Here is a 16,479-nt window from a genome sequence, read left to right as displayed (position 1 = left end):
GATCAGCATCAGGCTGACGATTCGCGAGCCGGCAATATCGAACTCGCTGCGTTGAGACGCAGGCATTCGCGCCGTGCGTCTTCCTCCCGGTCGTAGCCATCGCCGATGAAACCGCCTGTGCGTGTATCGCAAATGCGAAACCAGCCGATGGCTTCGGCGGGTTCGTGCTGGCTGTCCTCGGCGCGACGACCATGAATGATGATCTTGTTGCAACGCTTCACAACGAAAATGTCTTCCATGGCGTCACCGCAGCTGATTCGTGTCAGATCAACTATAGAAGCCTGTGGCAATCGTGCAAAAAATAGTCAGCTCAACTCGTCGGTTGCAGCAGCCAACCGCTTGGCTGCCACGTTAGCCGATGGCTTGGATTCAACGCTTGTAGAAACGTCTGGTCGTGGGAAACCGCGACAATGGCGCCGGGAAAACTCTGTAATGACTGTTCGAAAGCTTCCACCGAGGCTAGGTCGAGATGATTGGTCGGTTCATCAAGCAAGAGCAATTGCGCCGGAGTCTGGCGCCACACCGCCAATGCCAGTGCAGCCTTCAGGCGTTCGCCGCCGCTGAGCAAAGCGCAGGGCTGCGTCGCACGCTGGGCATTTAGTTGAAGGTGCGCCAGATAACTGCGCAGGGTGCCTTCGCTCAACGGTGTTTGCTGAGCCAGCAACTGGTCAACAATGGATTTTCCGTCATCAAGCAGACGCAGTTGTTGATCGAGAAATGCCATCGGTACATGAGTCGTGCAGGTACCGCTGGCCGGTTCCAGTTCATCGGCGAGCATGTTCAGAAGGGTCGATTTACCGCAGCCGTTAGGGCCACTGACGGCGATGCGCATCGGCCCCTGGATCGCGAGACTCAGTCGGCTCGCCGGCGATAACCACGGCAGGCACGCGTCCACGAGCGTGCAGACTTGGCGGCTGTTCGGCACCACGCTGCCCGGAAGATTGATCAGCACGCTGTCTTCGGGCAACACCATTGTAAATGCCTCACGCACGCGGTTATCCAGCTCGGATTTACGCGCCTGATGGCCAACGCGCACATGTCCCATGATGTCTCGCGCCGCGCCTTTCATGCCGGCGCGTTCGATGCTGGAAACGTTCGCGGTTTGCGCATTGCGCCGGCTGTTGGCGGCATGGCGCTGGATCGTGTCGTGCTCGCGCTGCAGGCGGGAACGCTCGCGCTGGCGTTCGGTTCTGGCTTGGTCGAGTTGTGCCTGAGCGGCTGCGTGTTGTAGACGCCGTTGTTCGGTAAAGGCTGAGTAGGAGCCGCTGAAAACATTTACGCCCAACGGCGTCAGTTCGACGATCCGCTGCATCCGCTCCAGTAACTGTCGATCGTGACTGATGACGATCAGACCGCCGCGCCAGTGATTGAGTGTCTTCAGCAGCCAGTGGCGACCGGCGCTGTCCAGATGATTGGTCGGCTCATCCAGCACCAGCAACTGCGCCTGGCTCAACAGCGCTTTGATCAGGGCGATTCTGACTTGTTGGCCACCGCTGAGGTTTTCGGTGAGGTCGGTATCAGCGATATCGGTGAGTCCGCACTCATCAAGCATCTGCCGTAAGCGTTCCGGCAAATCCCAGCGATCGCCGATGATGTCGAAATCGTCGGCGCTGGCATTGCCCTGGTCGAGGCGCTGCAGTGCTTCAAGTACTTGGGCTGTACCCGTCGCGTCCGCCACCGTTTGGCCGGGTGCACCGACAAATATTTGGGAAACGTACATCACAGGCACTGCGCTTGAAACGCTCCCGGATGTGGGCTGTAGCTGCCCGGCAATCAGCCGCGCGAGCAGGCTTTTGCCGACACCGTTGCGACCGACAATCGCGGTCGGGACATGATCGAACTGCAGATTCAGTGCGTTGAAAATCGTCTCGCCATTGGCGAATTGGAAACTCAGCTGATTGAGCGAGACGAGGGCAGGCGTACGCGAGACGTGAGTCATCGGCACCTCCAAAAAATGTCGTGAAGACTGACAATCACCCAGCGGCGGCTGTCGCGATTACATTTTTAGAGAGCCTGATTGTTCACTTCTGCGGTCATCCTGAAGAGGGGAAGGTGGCTAGCCTAGACGACGATGCCCGGACGATCAAGGTGCGACGGCCATCTCGCTCATCCGTTCGAGAAACATCGCCAGGGCCACTTCTTCACTGCGCAGCCCCTTGCGCACGCGTGGGCGCGGTAGTTCGGCGAGGGCGCCGAGCATGAATTTTTCCACCACCGCTGGGTGGATGTAGCACTTGCGGCACACCGCTGGCGTGTTGCCCAACTGTTTCGCGACGCCTTTGACCATGTCGACCACATGCCGTTTGGCTTCGGTTTCCGACTCCCATTGCAACTCGCGCAGTACCGATAATGCCAGAGCGCTACCTGCCCAGGTGCGGTAATCCTTGGCGGTGAAATCGGCGCCGGTCAGGGTTTGCAGGTAACTGTTGACGTCGGAAGAACTGACGGTGTGGCGCTCGCCGTGTTCGTCCAGGTACTGAAACAGATTCTGGCCGGGGAGCTCCAGGCAGCGTTTGATAATCCGCGCGAGGCGTCGATCCTTGACGGTGATCTGGTGTTCGATGCCACTCTTGCCGCGAAATTGAAAGAGGATCGCGCTGCCATTCACTTCGACATGGCGGCTGCGCAGGGTGGTCAGCCCGTAAGAGCGATTATCGCGGGCGTATTGCGTGTTGCCGACGCGAATCAGCGTGGCGTCGAGCAGAGTGATCACCGTGGCCATAACCTTATCGCGGCTAAAACCGGGCGCGGCCAGTAGTGTTTCCAGTTGTTTGCGCAGTTTCGGCAGTGCCAGACCGAACTCGCGCAGCCGCGAATATTTGTCGGCATCGCGCACTTCGCGCCAGCGAGCGTGATAGCGATACTGCTTACGACCCCGGGCATCGCGGCCAGTAGCTTGCAGATGACCGCGCGGGTCGGCGCAAATCCACACATCGACATAGGCCGGCGGAACCGCGAGGGCGTTGATGCGTTTGATTTCGTCCGGGTCGGTAATGCGCTGACCGGACGGCTCGAAATAGGCGAACTTGCCGCGCAGTTTTTTACGGGTGATGCCGGGCTGCGTGTCATCGACGTAGTGCAGGTCGGATGGCAGTGCATCGGTCAGCTCGGTTTCGGACATGGCGACTTCCTTAAGTGGCGCGGCGGTCTGTAAACGATTGACCGCGCGCTCTCGCCGTGGTGCCGAATGATTTATGCGAGCACTGCAACTGCCTTGATTTGCGCCCAGAGTTGCTGGCCCGGATGGATCGCCAAGTGATCGCGCGAGTAGCGGGTGATGCGCGCGAGCAGCGGGGTGCCGCCGGCGTCGAGACGAATCAGCACATGGGCGGCATTGTCCGCCGCTTGTTCGCTGACCACCGTGACGGGCAAGCGATTGAGAATGCTGCTGGAGGCGTCATTGTGCAGCGCCAGACTGATGTCCCGCGCGTGCACTTTGCAGCGCAGGGCCTGACCGACGGCCATCGGCTCGTGGGTCACGCGAATGCTCATGTCCGTGGCCGGCAGTTGCAGGCTCAGCAGCTGGTACTGCGCATCGTAAGCGCTGACCTGACCTTCGATGATTACCCCGGCGTCATCACCCATTGCCATCGGCAGATCCAGACGCGCGAGGGTTTCGCCAATCGGGCCGCTGGCCAGCGCTTTGCCGTCGCTGAGCAACACCAGATGGTCGGCCAGTCGCGCGACTTCGTCCTGCGCGTGGCTGACATACAGCACTGGAATGTCCAGTTCGTCATGCAACCGTTGCAGATAAGGCAGGATTTCGCTTTTGCGTTGGCTGTCGAGGGCGGCGAGGGGTTCGTCCATCAGCAACAGTTTCGGGCTGGTCAGCAGTGCGCGGGCGATGCCGACACGCTGGCGTTCACCGCCGGACAAATGCTGCGGATGGCGTTCGAGCAAGTGGCCGATGCCGAGCAGTTCGGTGGCTTGTGCCAGATCAACCCGGCGCTGCGATTTGGCGATACGTTTGAGGCCGAATTGCAGGTTGGCCAGCACCGACAGATGCGGAAACAGACTGGCTTCCTGAAACACATAACCCAATGCGCGTTTATGCGGCGGGACGAAAATGCCGTTGTCGCTGTCCTGCCAAATTTCGTCGTTGATTTGCACGAAGCCTTGCTCGGCGCGCTCCAGGCCGGCAATGCAGCGCAGGCAGGTGGTTTTGCCCGAGCCGGAATGTCCGTACAAAGCGGAAACGCCGCGCCCCGGCAAGTGCAGATCGACATCCAGGCTGAAGCCCGAATAAGCGATTTTCAGACGTGCATCGATCATCGATCAGCTCCAGCCTGCGCGGGTTTTGCGGCTGGAGTAGAGCGCCAGCAACACGAGGAACGAGAACACCAGCATGGCACCGGCGAGCCAATGGGCCTGCGCGTATTCCATGGCTTCGACGTGGTCGTAGATTTGCACCGAGACCACACGGGTCTTGTCGGGAATATTGCCGCCGATCATCAGCACGACGCCGAATTCACCGACGGTATGCGCAAATCCGAGGATCGCCGCCGTGATAAAACCGGGACGGGCCAGCGGCAGAATCACGCTGAAAAAAGTGTCCCACGGATTGGCGCGCAAGGTCGCCGCCACTTCCAATGGGCGGGTGCCGATCGCCGAGAACGCGTTTTGCAACGGTTGCACCACGAACGGCATGGAATAGATCACCGAGCCAATCACCAGTCCGGTGAAGCTGAACGTCAACGTGCCAAGCCCGAGCCACTGGGTGAACTGGCCGAGGAAACCGTGCGGCCCCATCATCAGCAACAAATAGAAACCGATAACGGTCGGCGGCAGCACGAGGGGCAGGGCGACAATCGCCCCGATCGGGCCGCGCAACCACGATTGGGTGCGCGACAACCACAGGGCAATCGGAGTGCCGACAACCAGCAGTATCGCGGTGGTCAGGGACGCCAGTTTCAGGGTCAGCCAGATAGCCGCGAAATCAGCACTCGTCAGCGACATTTAGAGCTGGTAGCCGTAAGACTTGATCACCGCAGCGGCTTTCGGGCCTTTGAGGTATTCAACCAGTGCTTTGGCGGCGGCGTTGTCTTTGCCTTTGTTGAGGATTACGGCGTCCTGTTTGATCGGGTCGTGCATGCTGGCTGGAACGATCCACGCGGAACCGCTGCTGACTTTGCCGTCCTTGTAGATCTGCGACAGCGCTACAAAACCCAGCTCAGCGTTGCCGGTGGAAACGAACTGGTAGGCCTGAGTGATGTTCTGGCCTTCAACGATCTTGGCTTTGGTGGCTTCGGTCAGTTTCAGTTTTTCCAGCACCTGGGTGGCGGCCAGGCCGTAAGGCGCAGCTTTCGGGTTGGCGATGGAGAGGTGCTGGTACTCGTTCTTCTTCAGCACATCGCCTTTGGCATCGACATAGCCTTCTTTTGCCGACCACAGCGCCAGGGTGCCGATGGCGTAGGTGAAGCGCGAGCCTTTAACGGTATCGCCTTCCTTCTCGAGTTTTTCCGGGGTAGTGTCGTCGGCCGAGAGGAACACTTCGAACGGCGCGCCGTTCTTGATCTGGGTATAGAACTGGCCAGTGGCGCCGTAGGCTGCGACCAGTTTGTGCCCGGTGTCTTTTTCGAAATCTGCCGCGATCGCCTGAATCGGTGCGGTGAAGTTGGCAGCAACTGCCACTTGCACTTCATCAGCCTGAGCAGCCCCGATGGCGAAGGTCGCCAGCAAAGCGGCCAGGCAAGTTGGGGCAAAACGTGAGGCACGAGTGGTCATGTAACAGCTCCGTTGTTGGCAAGTGCAGAGGGCAGTTATTGTTGGCGGTGGACTGCGCCGATGCGAGGGTGGTTTCGCTATATAGCGAAATATATAGCGAAATACTCCCCTGTGGCGAGGGGATTTATCCCCGTTGGCGCGCGCAGCACGCCCTCTTTCCAATTGCTGCGAAATCCGTCCGCTACCTCACAAGTTTCGCCAACGCCCCCTCAGCCAACTGCCTCGTCAATTCCGCACTACTGACGTCCCGCCCCAGCGTAAACGCCTGACCCGCCCAAAGATTGGCAAACTGCGCATCATCCTTCGCTCGCAGCGGCATCAGCGCGCCACCGGCTAACGGAAAGGCCGGCGCCTTCGCCGACATCGGCCCGAGTTCGCGCATCACACGGTTGAGAATCCCACGCGCCGGGCGCCCGGTGAAAATGTTGGTGACGGCCGTCTCACTTTCCTTGGCTGTACGCAAAGCCTTGTGATGCGAGGCACTGACTTTCGCTTCCGGGGTAAACAGATACGCCGTGCCGACCTGCACCGCTGACGCACCGAGCATGAGCGCCGCTGCGACCCCGCGAGTATCGGCAATCGCACCGGCCGCAATCACCGGAACCTTCACCGCGTCAACCACCTGCGGTACCAAAGCAAAAGTGCCGACCTGACTGCTCAGGTCATCGCTGAGAAACATCCCGCGATGGCCGCCGGCTTCATAGCCCATGGCAATGATCGCGTCGCAGCCGTTTTGCTCCAGCCACACGGCTTCATCGACGGTGGTGGCCGAGGAGATGATTTTCGCGCCTGTGGCCTTGACCCGATCCAGCAGAGATTTTTCCGGCAGACCGAAGTGGAAGCTCACCACTTCAGGGCGAAACTCTTCCAGCACCTCGCAAGCGGCCGCATCAAACGGCGCCCGGTTGGACACCGGCGTCGGTGCATCAAAGTCGACGCCCAGTTCGCGGTAATAAGGCTCCAGCAAATTCTTCCATTCACGCGCGCGCTGTTCATCGGCTGCCGGTGGCTGATGGCAGAAGAAATTCACGTTGAAAGGTTTGTCGGTGTGCTCGCGGATTGTTTTCAGTTCTTCACGTAACTGCTCAATGCTGAGCATCGCGGCGGGCATCGAACCCAAGCCACCAGCGTTGCACACGGCAATCACCATCGACGAGTTCGTGGCGCCGGCCATCGGGCCCTGGATGATCGGCAACTCGATGCCGAACAGGTCAAGAATGCGGGTGTCTGGCCATTGCCTCATGAAAGCGGTACTCCGAACGTTGAAACGGGCAGGGACGGCTGAGCCGGTTTTTTAACAGCTAAACCGGACTCAGGGCCAGTCCGAAATTCACAAGCCGTTAACGTCGATGGAATCCGCCGCCTCCACCACCACCGAAGGAGTGATTCATGAATTGCGAGGAGTTGTGGAAGTTGTTGGTGCGCTGGTTGCCGAAATTACGCGCAGCGGAATCGCGATTGAGATTTTGCAGCTGTGGGTTGTTGTTCAGCGGCGCCGCGCGTGTGCTGCCACCACCGCCGACCATCGACTGCCAGCCACTGTCGGTTTTTTTGTAGACGTTGCCGTCGCGCCCGGCATAAACGTTGTTGCCGACCTGCGCGGCGCCACCGTTGCGGCCGTGGATAGCGCCATATTGGGTGGTCTTGCCGGTATTAGGGTTGTACACCGCGCCGCGATTGGCAGTGACCTGCGTACCGGTGCGCGTATTACCCTCTGTCAGGCGCGCGCCGGCGATAGCGCCGCCATTCGGCCCGACGACCGCACCGCTGCGGCCGGCCGCGTAATTGCCGTTGTAGACGTTGTGTACTGCGCCGCGTTGACCGGCGGCCGCCACACCGGTGCGTGAGTTGTAGGAGGAGCCGACCTGACCTGCCCAGCGATTGCCGGTCCAGGCGTTGTAACCGGCGCCGTAGCGGCTGACCGTCGCGCGGTCACCCCACTGGTGATAGATATTGCCGGTGGTGCCGGCCCATCCGCCCGGGCCCCACGCCACTGCGCCGCCACGATAACCATAAGCAGCGCCGCCCCAGGCCAGTGGCGCTGGATACAAGCGCGGGCCCCAGGCGTAACCCCAGCCATAATTTCCCCACCACGGATAAGCGCCCCAGCCCCAGCCCATCGCCACGGTGCTGCCGCCCCAACTCCAGCCGAAACCGTATCCGAATGTCCATCCAGTCCACGGGGTGTAGCGGATCGCGACGCCGAAACCGTAAGTCACCGGCGGCCCGTACCAGACGCTACCGACCCACGGCGTGTACGGATAACCGGTGCCGTAAACCACGACATTAGTCACCGGATCAATATTGGAGCCCTGATAACCCGGGGTATAACCGACCACCACGGTATCGCCGCTGGACTCATAGACTTTCACGTAAGTCAGGTAATGCATCGGCGAACTCGGCGGAATCGAATAGATCACCGCCGGCACCGAGCTGGCCACGACCCACGGGCCGTTCACCGACGTGGCGGTAAACCAGATGCCATTTTCCACGGCGTACCAACTGTTGTTGTCGACCCGGATGATCGGTGTGGCGCTGTTGACTACATATTGCAACGGCGTGGTGTTGATCGCTTTGAGCTGCGGCTCGCCATCGAACTGCGGTGCGGTCATTTTCACCGCGCTTTTCTTGATCGCCGAGGTCTGCGGAATGGTCGCTGCAATCGCCGCTTCTTTCGCCTGCGGAGTGCCGGCGACCGAGGCTTTAACGTTCTCTTTCGGGCTGTCGTCGGGAATGTTGGCGAAGTCTGCCGGCAGTTTATCCGCCGGGGTAAACGTCCATGGGCCCTTCATGTCGCTGGCGCGAAACCAGCGCCCGGAGATCAACACATAACTGTTCTGATCGCCGATTTCCTTGAAGATATGCCCGGTGGTATTACTGACGTAGAGCAGGCCGGTGCCCTGAATCGGTAGCCATTGCGGCGCGCCATCAGTTACCAGTAACTCGGTAGGCGTGGTCGCAATGAAGATCTTTGGCTGCGGCGGTTTGGCCAGGCTGGGGATCTTGTCTTTCGGATCACTTTGCCCGGTCAGCAGATCGACCTGACGGCTTTTGATGGCGGCCTGTTTGGCTTTTTCCAGATCGGCTGGCGGTTTTGCCAGACGTGTGTAATCACCGTTGATCTGGTCGGCGACCATCCAGCCATCAAACACGTGCAGATAGTGTTTGCCTTGTTCGTCCTTGAGCAGCAGCGGGCGAGTATTGATCACTCGTTGCAGCGACGTGCCTTCCACCGGCCGATACGCCGCATCACCGTCGATGTACACCAGCATCGCCGGGACGTCGGAACTGATGATGGTCGGCGGGGCGTTCTCCAGCGGAGCGCTGTCCGCCTTCTGTTCTGCCGACAATACGCCGACAGCGGCTTCGAGCTGATCAAGGGAAATGGTTTTCTTGCGCTTGTCGGCGTCTTTTTGCAGCGCTGCCGCCCAAGTGTCTGCTTGACTGGCATCGGCCGGGAAATCGGCTTTGATGATTTTGTATTGATCGAGCGCGACCCAACGGGTGGCCTTGTCGACCAGGGTGTGGGCGCTGAACTCGACGATGCCGTAAGTGGATTTGCCATCAGCGCCGGTAGCTTCGACAGCCGCGCGAGCGTTGAGCGTGTAACCGTCCCAACTGTCGAGTTGCGGTTGGTACACAGTCAATTTCGATTTGCCGCTGGTAATGACTTGTGGCCACGCCGGCTCACTCGGTGCTGCAGATGTTGCCGCATCAGCAGCCGGGGCAGGCGCCGCCCACGCACTGCCAAATGCCAGCAGACTGAGCATCAGCATCACTACAAGAGAACGCGGGTGAGACATCGTCAACTCCATCGACAAGGTGATTCTAGAGGGCTTGGCCAAGATCAGCAGGGTAGTCGAAAAAGCATAGACGCCGACAATGAAATTACCCGATGAAATTTAAGCCAGACACAAAGTCGAGTGTGGCAACGTGTTGCGATGTGGTATTTCAAGGCACGACATTTCAACATCCAGCCATGCGAGGGCACTCATGTTCAACGCCATTGTGATCAACAAAGACGACAGCGGTTACCGCGCCGATCTGCAGCAACTCAATGAAGATCAGTTGCCCGACGGCGATGTCACGGTGCAGGTGGCCTACAGCACGCTGAACTTCAAGGACGGTCTGGCGATTACCGGCAGCAGCCCGGTGGTGCGCAAGTTTCCGATGGTGCCGGGGATTGATCTGGCGGGCACCGTCGAAGCCAGTTCGCATCCCGACTATAAAGTGGGCGACAAGGTGTTGCTCAACGGCTGGGGCGTCGGCGAATCCCATTGGGGTGGTCTGGCGCAGAAAGCGCGACTCAATGGCGATTGGCTGATTCCGTTGCCCGAAGCCTTCACCGCTGCACAAGCCATGGCCATTGGCACGGCGGGTTACACGGCGATGCTGTGCATTCTCGCGCTCGAGCATAACGGCGTGACCCCGGAGCAAGGCGAGGTGCTGGTGACTGGCGCCAATGGTGGCGTCGGCAGCTTTGCCATTGCTCTACTCAACACGCTGGGTTATCGCGTGGTGGCGTCCACTGGCCGGGCTTCTGAGCACGAATATTTAAAGCAACTCGGCGCCAGCGAAATCATCGATCGTGCAACCCTGTCCGAGCCGGGTAAGCCATTGGCGAAGGAGCGCTGGGCGGCGGTGATTGATTCGGTCGGCAGCCATACATTGGCCAACGCCTGCGCCAGTACGCGTTCCGAAGGCACCGTTGCCGCGTGTGGATTGGCGCAGGGCATGGACTTCCCGGGCTCGGTTGCACCGTTCATTTTGCGCGGCGTGACCCTCGCGGGCGTCAACAGCGTGACGCAACCCAAGGCCCGTCGCGTGCAGGCTTGGGAGCATCTGGCCAAGGATCTGGATTTCGCCTTGTTGCCCCTGATCAGCCATGAAATCGCTTTAAGCGAGGCGATTAATGCTGCGCCTGAGTTGCTTGCCGGGCGCATTCGTGGCCGGGTGGTGGTCGACGTCAATCGCTGAGAATCAGCCGACGCTAGGCCTGCGTTTCGCGATCCAGTAACAGGCGCTTACGTTCGACGCCCCAACGGTAACCGGAGAGGTTGCCGTCGCTGCGCACCACACGGTGACAGGGGATCGCTACCGCCAACCGGTTCGCACCACAGGCCTGAGCCACCGCGCGCATCGACGTTGGTGCGCCGATACGTTGAGCAATCTCGGAATAACTGGCAGTGCTGCCCGCAGGGATTTCCCGCAGCGCTTGCCAGACGCGCTCCTGAAACGCCGTGCCTCTGACGTCCAGCGGCAAGTCGAGGCCAATGGCCGGCGCTTCAATAAACCCCACGACTTTTGCGATCAACTGCTCAAAATCGCTATCGGCACCAATCAGATTGGCGCGGCGAAACTGATCCTGCAAATCACACACCAATTGGTGCGGATCGTCCCCCAGCAGAATCGCGCAAACCCCGCGATCACTTTGCGCCACCAGAATCGCCCCGAGCGAGCATTCGCCGACAGCGAAGCGGATATCGTTGTTCTGCCCGGCCGCGCGGTAATCACCGGGCTTCATGCCGAGCACCTGATCGGCTGATTCATAGAAACGACTGTTGGAGTTGAAGCCCGCGTCATACAGCGCATCGGTCACCGAGCCGCCGTCCGCCAAGCGTTCACGCACCCTGCGCGAGCGATGCGCGGCGGCGTAACCTTTCGGGGTGAGTCCGGTAGAAGCTTTGAACACGCGGTGGAAATGAAACGGACTCAAGCCTGCTGTTTCCGCGAGGTCATTCAGCGTCGGTAACGTTTCAGACGACTCAATCTGTCGACAGGCTAGCGCCACCGTTTTCGCGTGTTGAGCGTTGACCTCCGTCTGATCTTTACCGGCGCGCTTACTCGGCCGATAACCCGCCGCTTCAGCCTCGGCAGCGTTGTCGAAAAACTCCACATTCTGTGGTTTTGGAAGGCGCGCCAGGCTACTCGGGCGGCAATAGATTCCGGTGGTTTTCACTGCGTAGACAAACTGCCCGTCCGCCCGTGGGTCGCGGGCAACCACGGCGGCCCAGCGTGGATCGTTTTCGATGTTGAGGTGGGTCGAAAGCGTTTTCATGAAGGTTAATCCGTTGGCCTGTTTGATTCAGGTTATCCAGCGCCGGCGAGGACAACACTCCGGGCCTTGCGGTCAAACTTTTAAGCTTATCCGGCTACGCGAAAGGTCAGGTTGATCCGCTGCTCACCGAGTTGCGGATGACGACCCTGTTTGATCGGTAACACGCCATGAAAGCGCAGCCGATCGACGCCGCCCCAAATCACCATGTCGCCGTGCAGCAACGGAACACGTTGGGTCTTGTCGCTGCGGGCAAAACCGCCGAACAGAAACATGGCTGGCAAACCCAGTGACAGAGAAACGATCGGCGCGGCGTAGGCATTTTCGTCTTTGTCCTGATGCAAAGACATCTTGGCGCCGGGGATATAGCGATTGATCAGGCAGGAATCTGCCACAAAATCAGGAAAACCGGCTTGGGTGGCGGCTGAATGGGCCAATTCAGCGAAGGCCTCTGGCATTGATGGCCATGGCGCTCCACTGAGCGGGTCGACGCTGGAGTAACGGTAGCCACTGCGATCGGTGATCCAGCCCAAAGCGCCACAACTGCTGGTACCGACGGACATGCTGAATCCACCCGGCGTCATCATGCTTCGCAATGGCGCTGCTTCAAGTACGTTTTGAAGTGCCGGTAGAAGTTGATCGACAACAGGCAGCGCAAACCCCCTCAGCACCCACGATTGTTCACCGATCTGGTCTGCGCGAGGCTGTTGTTGCGGTTCGTTGTCAGCGAACAGGTCGAAGTTGCTCGGTTGCATGGTGTTCACAATGCGTCGTGAAAGATGATGCCTAGGGTATGCCGATTTCCACTGTGCAGGCGACTGACGCCGTGACGCATGGTCACCCGATAGTCGCCGCGTACGCCTTTGACCGGTCGTTGGTTCACCGCGAAGATCAAGGCGTCGCCTTTTTTCAGATCCATGACGTGTACGCGTGATTGCATGCGTGGTCGCTGTTCGGTCAAAACAAACTCGCCGCCGGTGAAATCTTCGCCAGGCTCTGACAGAAGAATCGCCACTTGCAGCGGAAATAACCGTTCGCCGTACACGTCCTGATGCAGACAATTGTAGTCCTGCGGGCCATAGCGCAGTAACAGCGGAGTAGGGCGCGTCTGTTCGGCGGCGTGACATTGCTGAATAAAGTCAGCGTGAGTCGTCGGAAAACGCTCGGGCAGATTCATGCGCGCTTGCCAGCGATTCGCGAGCGGCGCGAGATACGGATACAACGCTGTGCGCAGCCGTTCTACGGCTGTGGGCAATGGATAGCGGAAGTATTTATATTCGCCGCGACCGAAGCCGTGGCGGGCCATGATGACCTGCGAACGGAACGGTTCGGTCTGCGGGTACAAGTCACTCAAACGATCACACGTCTGGCCAAGCAGCAGGGAGCGGATGATGACAAAACCATCCTGATCCAGTTGCTGCTCCAGCGCTGACCAGTCGAGCGAATTCAGTCGGGCAGGGGACATTGGCATGCTGATTCCTGGACGCAAAGTCGAGGTGATCAGGCTAGACACATCCCTGCGGCAGAACACTCCGCCGCTTGCGGTCGAATTCGCAGCGGCGCCTTACAACGCTTTGCTGACGCTGATTTCGCTGATCACATCTTCGCTGCCATGCAGGGCATCGAGTGCAGCCTTGGCTTCTTCGGCGGTGCCGTTTTCCAACTGCGCGAACTCAAAGCGGCGTTCGCCATTGAGTTTGTACTTGATGACGTATTTGGTCGTTTGGGCCACGTTCATGCTTACCTGTGTGCGTTGGCGGGATCGGCTCAGCTCAGTTTGGTGCTGGAGCGGCGGATGATCTTGATCGAGTGCGTCAGGGTCGGCTTGCGGGTCACGCTGATCGGCCGACGGTTGACGGTGTCGATGGTGATGTTCCAGAAACCGGTGCTCGGTGCGGTGATGCGGGCCGGAAACGTGTCGAAAGCGCCGCCGTGGTAGGTGTGACGACCGCCGTTCTTGAAGCTGCGGAAGTTGGCGTCGTTCATCAGACGGATGTTGCAGGTTTGCGAGCACTGGATGACGACGATGTCGTCTTCGTTGAGGTGCTCGCGCTGGTGAATAAATTTCATGGGCGCCTCCAGAAGGGCTTTTTCTACAAAATCAAAACGATAGCTTGTCGATTGGGCGCAGTTTATCAGCCCGCACGGGTTATTATCTGGCCGTCGGGCGTTGGTTTGACAATTTTGAACAGATATTCGCGATTGGATGCAGGTTAAATGCAGAAGACCTCGGAGAAAAACGGCATTTGTGCTGTCGGACGGTCTTTAAAGGAGGATTTGTATGAAGTGGGGTGTGGTGTGTCTGCCGTTGGTTTTGGCTTTGGGTGGTTGCGCGAATGTTTCTGAAATCAACGAAACGCTGCCGACCATGAGCGTGATCTCTGGCAAGAAGCCCCATGAGTATGCGCAGTGCCTGGCGGAAAAGCTGGCTGACAGCCGTGGTGCGCTGCAGGTGCAGCCGAAAAAGGACGGCGTCCAGGTGATCGTTCCGGGCAAATTGTCGACGGGTGCAGCAGCAGTGTTTGACATCGAAGACCGCTCCGGCGGCAGCAGCATCAAGCTGCACGAGCGCATGTCCAATGTGCCGGTACGCCCTCGCGATGTGCGTAACGCGGCCAACGCCTGCATCTCTGGCTGATAGACTAACCGTCATCAGCATCAATGCCGCCACAGTCATGCTGTGGCGGCATTTTCATTTCTGGAGTCGCGATGAAGCGAGAGCAAGTGCGGGAGCGCCATGCAGAGGGCCTTATCTCTGCCACCCATGTCATCCAGAACCCGGCGAACTCGGGTGAATGGATTGTCTTTTTCAAGAAAAGCGCCGGTCGCAGCTATTTTCTGGTCGACGATAACGACGAAGTCGAATCGTTCAGCAAACTCGATGACTTGATCGAAGTCGTGCGCGGCCTCGGGATCAAGTTCGCTGAAATCCACATGTAGCGATTATTTGCAGACCACCACGACGCTGCGGGTTTTGTAGTTGCCGACGTCAACGCCCAGCGTTTTGTCGCTCTCTTTAGGTTGTGGTGTTCCGTCGGTGCCAACGATGCGGTAGCCGGTGCCGGCGCAGGAGGCGTCAGCCTTTTCATAGCAGGTGGCCCAGGAATTGGCTTCGCCAGAGCAATCGATGGTCAAGCCCTGTTCACCGGTTTTCAGGTACGTCGGCTCAGAGGTGGCGCAGCCAGCCAATGCCAGTACTGCAATCAGCGGCAAAAATTTGTTTATGTTCATAGGTGTCGTCTTCAGCGAGTAGGGGGACTAGACGCTCTGACAGCGCCGGCGTGAAAAGGTTATAGCGATTGGCCACTTGTTTGCACGTGGACACAAAAAAGCCCTGCGTATTGGCAGGGCTTATGGCGTAACGCGGTCAATCAGTCTTGATTTTTGCCGCGACGCTTAGGCGCAGGAGGGGTGTAGTCGAGCACCGAGGCCACCTCAATCGCCATTGTTTCGGTAGGTAGCGGCCCGGAAACATCCTCGCCATTGGTGGCAGTAATGTGCCATTGGCCATCTTTGCCCTTGCCGACGGTGTACCCGTTGATGATTTTTGGTTCGGCCATCTATCTGTCTCGTTCGCTGTTTCAAAGTCGCCATGATACCGGCAAATGCTGGCGCTGGGTGATGATGCGCGTATGGTGGTAGATTCTTTGAGCTACGCTGATTTCGCTGCTCGATGATGCCAGCGGAACTATCCGCCAGAATATTTCTCTATGATGGCATCGGTTAGCCAGCGCGGGGCATTGTAAGGTGCACGCCGTCTGATTAGACTGCGCCGAAACTCGTACACACAGCCTTTTCAAGGACTTATATGATCAAGAAATGCTTGTTCCCAGCAGCCGGTTACGGTACTCGCTTCCTGCCAGCGACTAAAGCCATGCCTAAAGAAATGCTGCCGGTGGTAAACAAGCCACTGATCCAGTACGGCGTTGAAGAAGCTCTGGACGCTGGTCTGACGGAAATCTCCATCGTCACCGGTCGTGGCAAACGCGCTCTGGAAGACCACTTCGACATCAGCTACGAGCTGGAAAACCAGATCAAAGGCACCGACAAAGAGAAATACCTGGTTGGTATCCGCAAGCTGCTCGACGAGTGCTCGTTCTCCTACACCCGTCAAACCGAAATGAAAGGTCTGGGCCACGCGATCCTGACTGGCCGTCCGCTGATCGGTGACGAACCGTTCGCCGTGGTACTGGCGGACGACCTGTGCGTCAACCTTGATGGCGACGGCGTCCTGACCCAGATGGTCAAACTGTACAAGCAGTTCCGCTGCTCGATCATCGCCATCCAGGAAGTCGATCCGCAGGAAACCAGCAAATACGGCGTAATCGCTGGCGAGATGATCCGCGATGACATTTACCGCGTTCACAGCATGGTCGAGAAGCCAAAGCCGGAAGACGCTCCGTCGAACCTGGCGATCATTGGTCGTTACATCCTGACCCCGGACATCTTCGACCTGATCGAACAAACCGAGCCAGGCAAAGGCGGCGAGATCCAGATCACCGACGCCCTGATGAAACAAGCCCAGAACGGCTGCGTCATGGCCTACAAGTTCAAAGGCAAGCGTTTCGACTGCGGTGGTGCTGAAGGCTACATCGAAGCGACCAACTTCTGCTTCGAGAACTTCTACAAGACTGGCAAGGCTTACTAAGAGCGCTTGATCCGTTTGTAGCACCTTCGCACGATGTCATTTGTGTGAAGGC

General features: G+C 58.7%; 19 protein-coding genes. 4 read left to right on the top strand and 15 right to left on the bottom strand.

The window, feature by feature from the left end; genetic code table 11:
- Positions 1-8 precede the first annotated feature (8 nt).
- The 8 genes from ACIP1X_RS09885 to ACIP1X_RS09850 form a co-directional block, all read right to left on the bottom strand.
- Positions 9-239, bottom strand: a complete 231-nt coding sequence (locus tag ACIP1X_RS09885; protein WP_053120397.1) for a hypothetical protein — start codon at positions 237-239, stop codon at positions 9-11.
- A gap of 71 nt (positions 240-310) precedes the next feature.
- Positions 311-1,939 (bottom strand): ABC-F family ATP-binding cassette domain-containing protein, encoded by a 1,629-nt coding sequence (locus ACIP1X_RS09880; RefSeq protein ID WP_400751537.1) that lies wholly within the window; start codon positions 1,937-1,939, stop codon positions 311-313.
- A 144-nt stretch (positions 1,940-2,083) separates the two neighbouring features.
- The gene (locus tag ACIP1X_RS09875; RefSeq protein WP_159812365.1) at positions 2,084-3,121 is read right to left on the bottom strand and encodes a DNA topoisomerase IB; all 1,038 of its coding nucleotides are present in this window, start codon (positions 3,119-3,121) and stop codon (positions 2,084-2,086) included.
- Between the two features lie 71 nt (positions 3,122-3,192).
- Positions 3,193-4,272, bottom strand: coding sequence for a molybdenum ABC transporter ATP-binding protein (gene modC / locus ACIP1X_RS09870; protein WP_400751535.1), 1,080 nt, complete (start codon positions 4,270-4,272; stop codon positions 3,193-3,195).
- A gap of 3 nt (positions 4,273-4,275) precedes the next feature.
- Positions 4,276-4,956, bottom strand: a complete 681-nt coding sequence (modB, locus tag ACIP1X_RS09865; protein ID WP_212550761.1) for a molybdate ABC transporter permease subunit — start codon at positions 4,954-4,956, stop codon at positions 4,276-4,278.
- A complete protein-coding gene (gene modA, locus ACIP1X_RS09860) occupies positions 4,957-5,724 on the bottom strand; it encodes a molybdate ABC transporter substrate-binding protein (RefSeq protein ID WP_053120386.1) in 768 nt (255 codons plus the stop codon).
- A 181-nt stretch (positions 5,725-5,905) separates the two neighbouring features.
- Positions 5,906-6,967, bottom strand: a complete 1,062-nt coding sequence (locus ACIP1X_RS09855) for an NAD(P)H-dependent flavin oxidoreductase (protein ID WP_400751532.1) — start codon at positions 6,965-6,967, stop codon at positions 5,906-5,908.
- A gap of 97 nt (positions 6,968-7,064) precedes the next feature.
- Positions 7,065-9,527: an autotransporter gene (locus ACIP1X_RS09850; RefSeq protein WP_400751529.1), complete on the bottom strand. Its 2,463-nt coding sequence runs from the start codon at positions 9,525-9,527 to the stop codon at positions 7,065-7,067.
- 190 nt (positions 9,528-9,717) lie between these two features.
- Here ACIP1X_RS09850 and ACIP1X_RS09845 point away from each other — a divergent pair, with 190 nt between their 5' ends.
- Positions 9,718-10,701, top strand: coding sequence for an MDR family oxidoreductase (locus ACIP1X_RS09845; RefSeq protein WP_400751527.1), 984 nt, complete (start codon positions 9,718-9,720; stop codon positions 10,699-10,701).
- 13 nt (positions 10,702-10,714) lie between these two features.
- On the opposite strand, the gene ada is transcribed toward ACIP1X_RS09845, so the two are convergent.
- The 5 genes from ada to ACIP1X_RS09820 all read right to left on the bottom strand — a co-directional run bounded on the left by ada (position 10,715) and on the right by ACIP1X_RS09820 (position 13,849).
- A complete protein-coding gene (gene ada / locus ACIP1X_RS09840; RefSeq protein ID WP_400751524.1) occupies positions 10,715-11,782 on the bottom strand; it encodes a bifunctional DNA-binding transcriptional regulator/O6-methylguanine-DNA methyltransferase Ada in 1,068 nt (355 codons plus the stop codon).
- Between the two features lie 86 nt (positions 11,783-11,868).
- The gene (gene alkB, locus ACIP1X_RS09835) at positions 11,869-12,534 is read right to left on the bottom strand and encodes a DNA oxidative demethylase AlkB (protein WP_400751611.1); all 666 of its coding nucleotides are present in this window, start codon (positions 12,532-12,534) and stop codon (positions 11,869-11,871) included.
- A gap of 5 nt (positions 12,535-12,539) precedes the next feature.
- Positions 12,540-13,250 (bottom strand): 2OG-Fe(II) oxygenase, encoded by a 711-nt coding sequence (locus ACIP1X_RS09830; protein ID WP_400751521.1) that lies wholly within the window; start codon positions 13,248-13,250, stop codon positions 12,540-12,542.
- Positions 13,251-13,343: 93 nt separating this feature from the next.
- A complete protein-coding gene (locus ACIP1X_RS09825; protein ID WP_400751518.1) occupies positions 13,344-13,517 on the bottom strand; it encodes a hypothetical protein in 174 nt (57 codons plus the stop codon).
- Between the two features lie 29 nt (positions 13,518-13,546).
- On the bottom strand, positions 13,547-13,849 hold the full coding sequence (locus ACIP1X_RS09820; RefSeq protein ID WP_007946189.1) for a DUF1883 domain-containing protein: 303 nt from the start codon (positions 13,847-13,849) through the stop codon (positions 13,547-13,549).
- Positions 13,850-14,060: 211 nt separating this feature from the next.
- Between ACIP1X_RS09820 and ACIP1X_RS09815 the strand changes: the two genes are divergently transcribed.
- Together ACIP1X_RS09815 and ACIP1X_RS09810 are read left to right on the top strand one after the other, a co-directional pair.
- Positions 14,061-14,417 (top strand): hypothetical protein, encoded by a 357-nt coding sequence (locus ACIP1X_RS09815; RefSeq protein ID WP_053120376.1) that lies wholly within the window; start codon positions 14,061-14,063, stop codon positions 14,415-14,417.
- 71 nt (positions 14,418-14,488) lie between these two features.
- Positions 14,489-14,719, top strand: coding sequence for a hypothetical protein (locus ACIP1X_RS09810; protein WP_053120375.1), 231 nt, complete (start codon positions 14,489-14,491; stop codon positions 14,717-14,719).
- Between the two features lie 3 nt (positions 14,720-14,722).
- Here the strand turns inward: ACIP1X_RS09810 and ACIP1X_RS09805 are convergent, their stop codons facing one another.
- Together ACIP1X_RS09805 and ACIP1X_RS09800 are read right to left on the bottom strand one after the other, a co-directional pair.
- A complete protein-coding gene (locus ACIP1X_RS09805; protein WP_249342556.1) occupies positions 14,723-15,010 on the bottom strand; it encodes a hypothetical protein in 288 nt (95 codons plus the stop codon).
- A gap of 140 nt (positions 15,011-15,150) precedes the next feature.
- Positions 15,151-15,339, bottom strand: coding sequence for a hypothetical protein (locus tag ACIP1X_RS09800; RefSeq protein ID WP_400751515.1), 189 nt, complete (start codon positions 15,337-15,339; stop codon positions 15,151-15,153).
- A 248-nt stretch (positions 15,340-15,587) separates the two neighbouring features.
- Between ACIP1X_RS09800 and galU the strand changes: the two genes are divergently transcribed.
- On the top strand, positions 15,588-16,427 hold the full coding sequence (gene galU, locus ACIP1X_RS09795) for a UTP--glucose-1-phosphate uridylyltransferase GalU (RefSeq protein ID WP_053120371.1): 840 nt from the start codon (positions 15,588-15,590) through the stop codon (positions 16,425-16,427).
- Positions 16,428-16,479: the final 52 nt, after the last annotated feature.

It is taken from the genome of Pseudomonas sp. NPDC088885 (assembly GCF_044750025.1).
GTDB lineage: Bacteria > Pseudomonadota > Gammaproteobacteria > Pseudomonadales > Pseudomonadaceae > Aquipseudomonas > Aquipseudomonas rustica.
Note: the sequence above shows the minus strand (reverse complement) of the source record. Positions and strands in the feature narration are given on the sequence as shown.

What these genes read in the sequence shown, in the direction of transcription:
- ACIP1X_RS09885 (WP_053120397.1), bottom strand. Translation starts at nt 239, where the DNA reads ATGGAAGACATTTTCGTTGTGAAGCGTTGCAACAAGATCATCATTCAT.
- ACIP1X_RS09880 (WP_400751537.1), bottom strand. Translation starts at nt 1,939, where the DNA reads ATGACTCACGTCTCGCGTACGCCTGCCCTCGTCTCGCTCAATCAGCTG.
- ACIP1X_RS09875 (WP_159812365.1), bottom strand. Translation starts at nt 3,121, where the DNA reads ATGTCCGAAACCGAGCTGACCGATGCACTGCCATCCGACCTGCACTAC.
- modC (WP_400751535.1), bottom strand. Translation starts at nt 4,272, where the DNA reads ATGATCGATGCACGTCTGAAAATCGCTTATTCGGGCTTCAGCCTGGAT.
- modB (WP_212550761.1), bottom strand. Translation starts at nt 4,956, where the DNA reads ATGTCGCTGACGAGTGCTGATTTCGCGGCTATCTGGCTGACCCTGAAA.
- modA (WP_053120386.1), bottom strand. Translation starts at nt 5,724, where the DNA reads ATGACCACTCGTGCCTCACGTTTTGCCCCAACTTGCCTGGCCGCTTTG.
- ACIP1X_RS09855 (WP_400751532.1), bottom strand. Translation starts at nt 6,967, where the DNA reads ATGAGGCAATGGCCAGACACCCGCATTCTTGACCTGTTCGGCATCGAG.
- ACIP1X_RS09850 (WP_400751529.1), bottom strand. Translation starts at nt 9,527, where the DNA reads ATGTCTCACCCGCGTTCTCTTGTAGTGATGCTGATGCTCAGTCTGCTG.
- ACIP1X_RS09845 (WP_400751527.1), top strand. Translation starts at nt 9,718, where the DNA reads ATGTTCAACGCCATTGTGATCAACAAAGACGACAGCGGTTACCGCGCC.
- ada (WP_400751524.1), bottom strand. Translation starts at nt 11,782, where the DNA reads ATGAAAACGCTTTCGACCCACCTCAACATCGAAAACGATCCACGCTGG.
- alkB (WP_400751611.1), bottom strand. Translation starts at nt 12,534, where the DNA reads ATGCAACCGAGCAACTTCGACCTGTTCGCTGACAACGAACCGCAACAA.
- ACIP1X_RS09830 (WP_400751521.1), bottom strand. Translation starts at nt 13,250, where the DNA reads ATGCCAATGTCCCCTGCCCGACTGAATTCGCTCGACTGGTCAGCGCTG.
- ACIP1X_RS09825 (WP_400751518.1), bottom strand. Translation starts at nt 13,517, where the DNA reads ATGAACGTGGCCCAAACGACCAAATACGTCATCAAGTACAAACTCAAT.
- ACIP1X_RS09820 (WP_007946189.1), bottom strand. Translation starts at nt 13,849, where the DNA reads ATGAAATTTATTCACCAGCGCGAGCACCTCAACGAAGACGACATCGTC.
- ACIP1X_RS09815 (WP_053120376.1), top strand. Translation starts at nt 14,061, where the DNA reads ATGAAGTGGGGTGTGGTGTGTCTGCCGTTGGTTTTGGCTTTGGGTGGT.
- ACIP1X_RS09810 (WP_053120375.1), top strand. Translation starts at nt 14,489, where the DNA reads ATGAAGCGAGAGCAAGTGCGGGAGCGCCATGCAGAGGGCCTTATCTCT.
- ACIP1X_RS09805 (WP_249342556.1), bottom strand. Translation starts at nt 15,010, where the DNA reads ATGAACATAAACAAATTTTTGCCGCTGATTGCAGTACTGGCATTGGCT.
- ACIP1X_RS09800 (WP_400751515.1), bottom strand. Translation starts at nt 15,339, where the DNA reads ATGGCCGAACCAAAAATCATCAACGGGTACACCGTCGGCAAGGGCAAA.
- galU (WP_053120371.1), top strand. Translation starts at nt 15,588, where the DNA reads ATGATCAAGAAATGCTTGTTCCCAGCAGCCGGTTACGGTACTCGCTTC.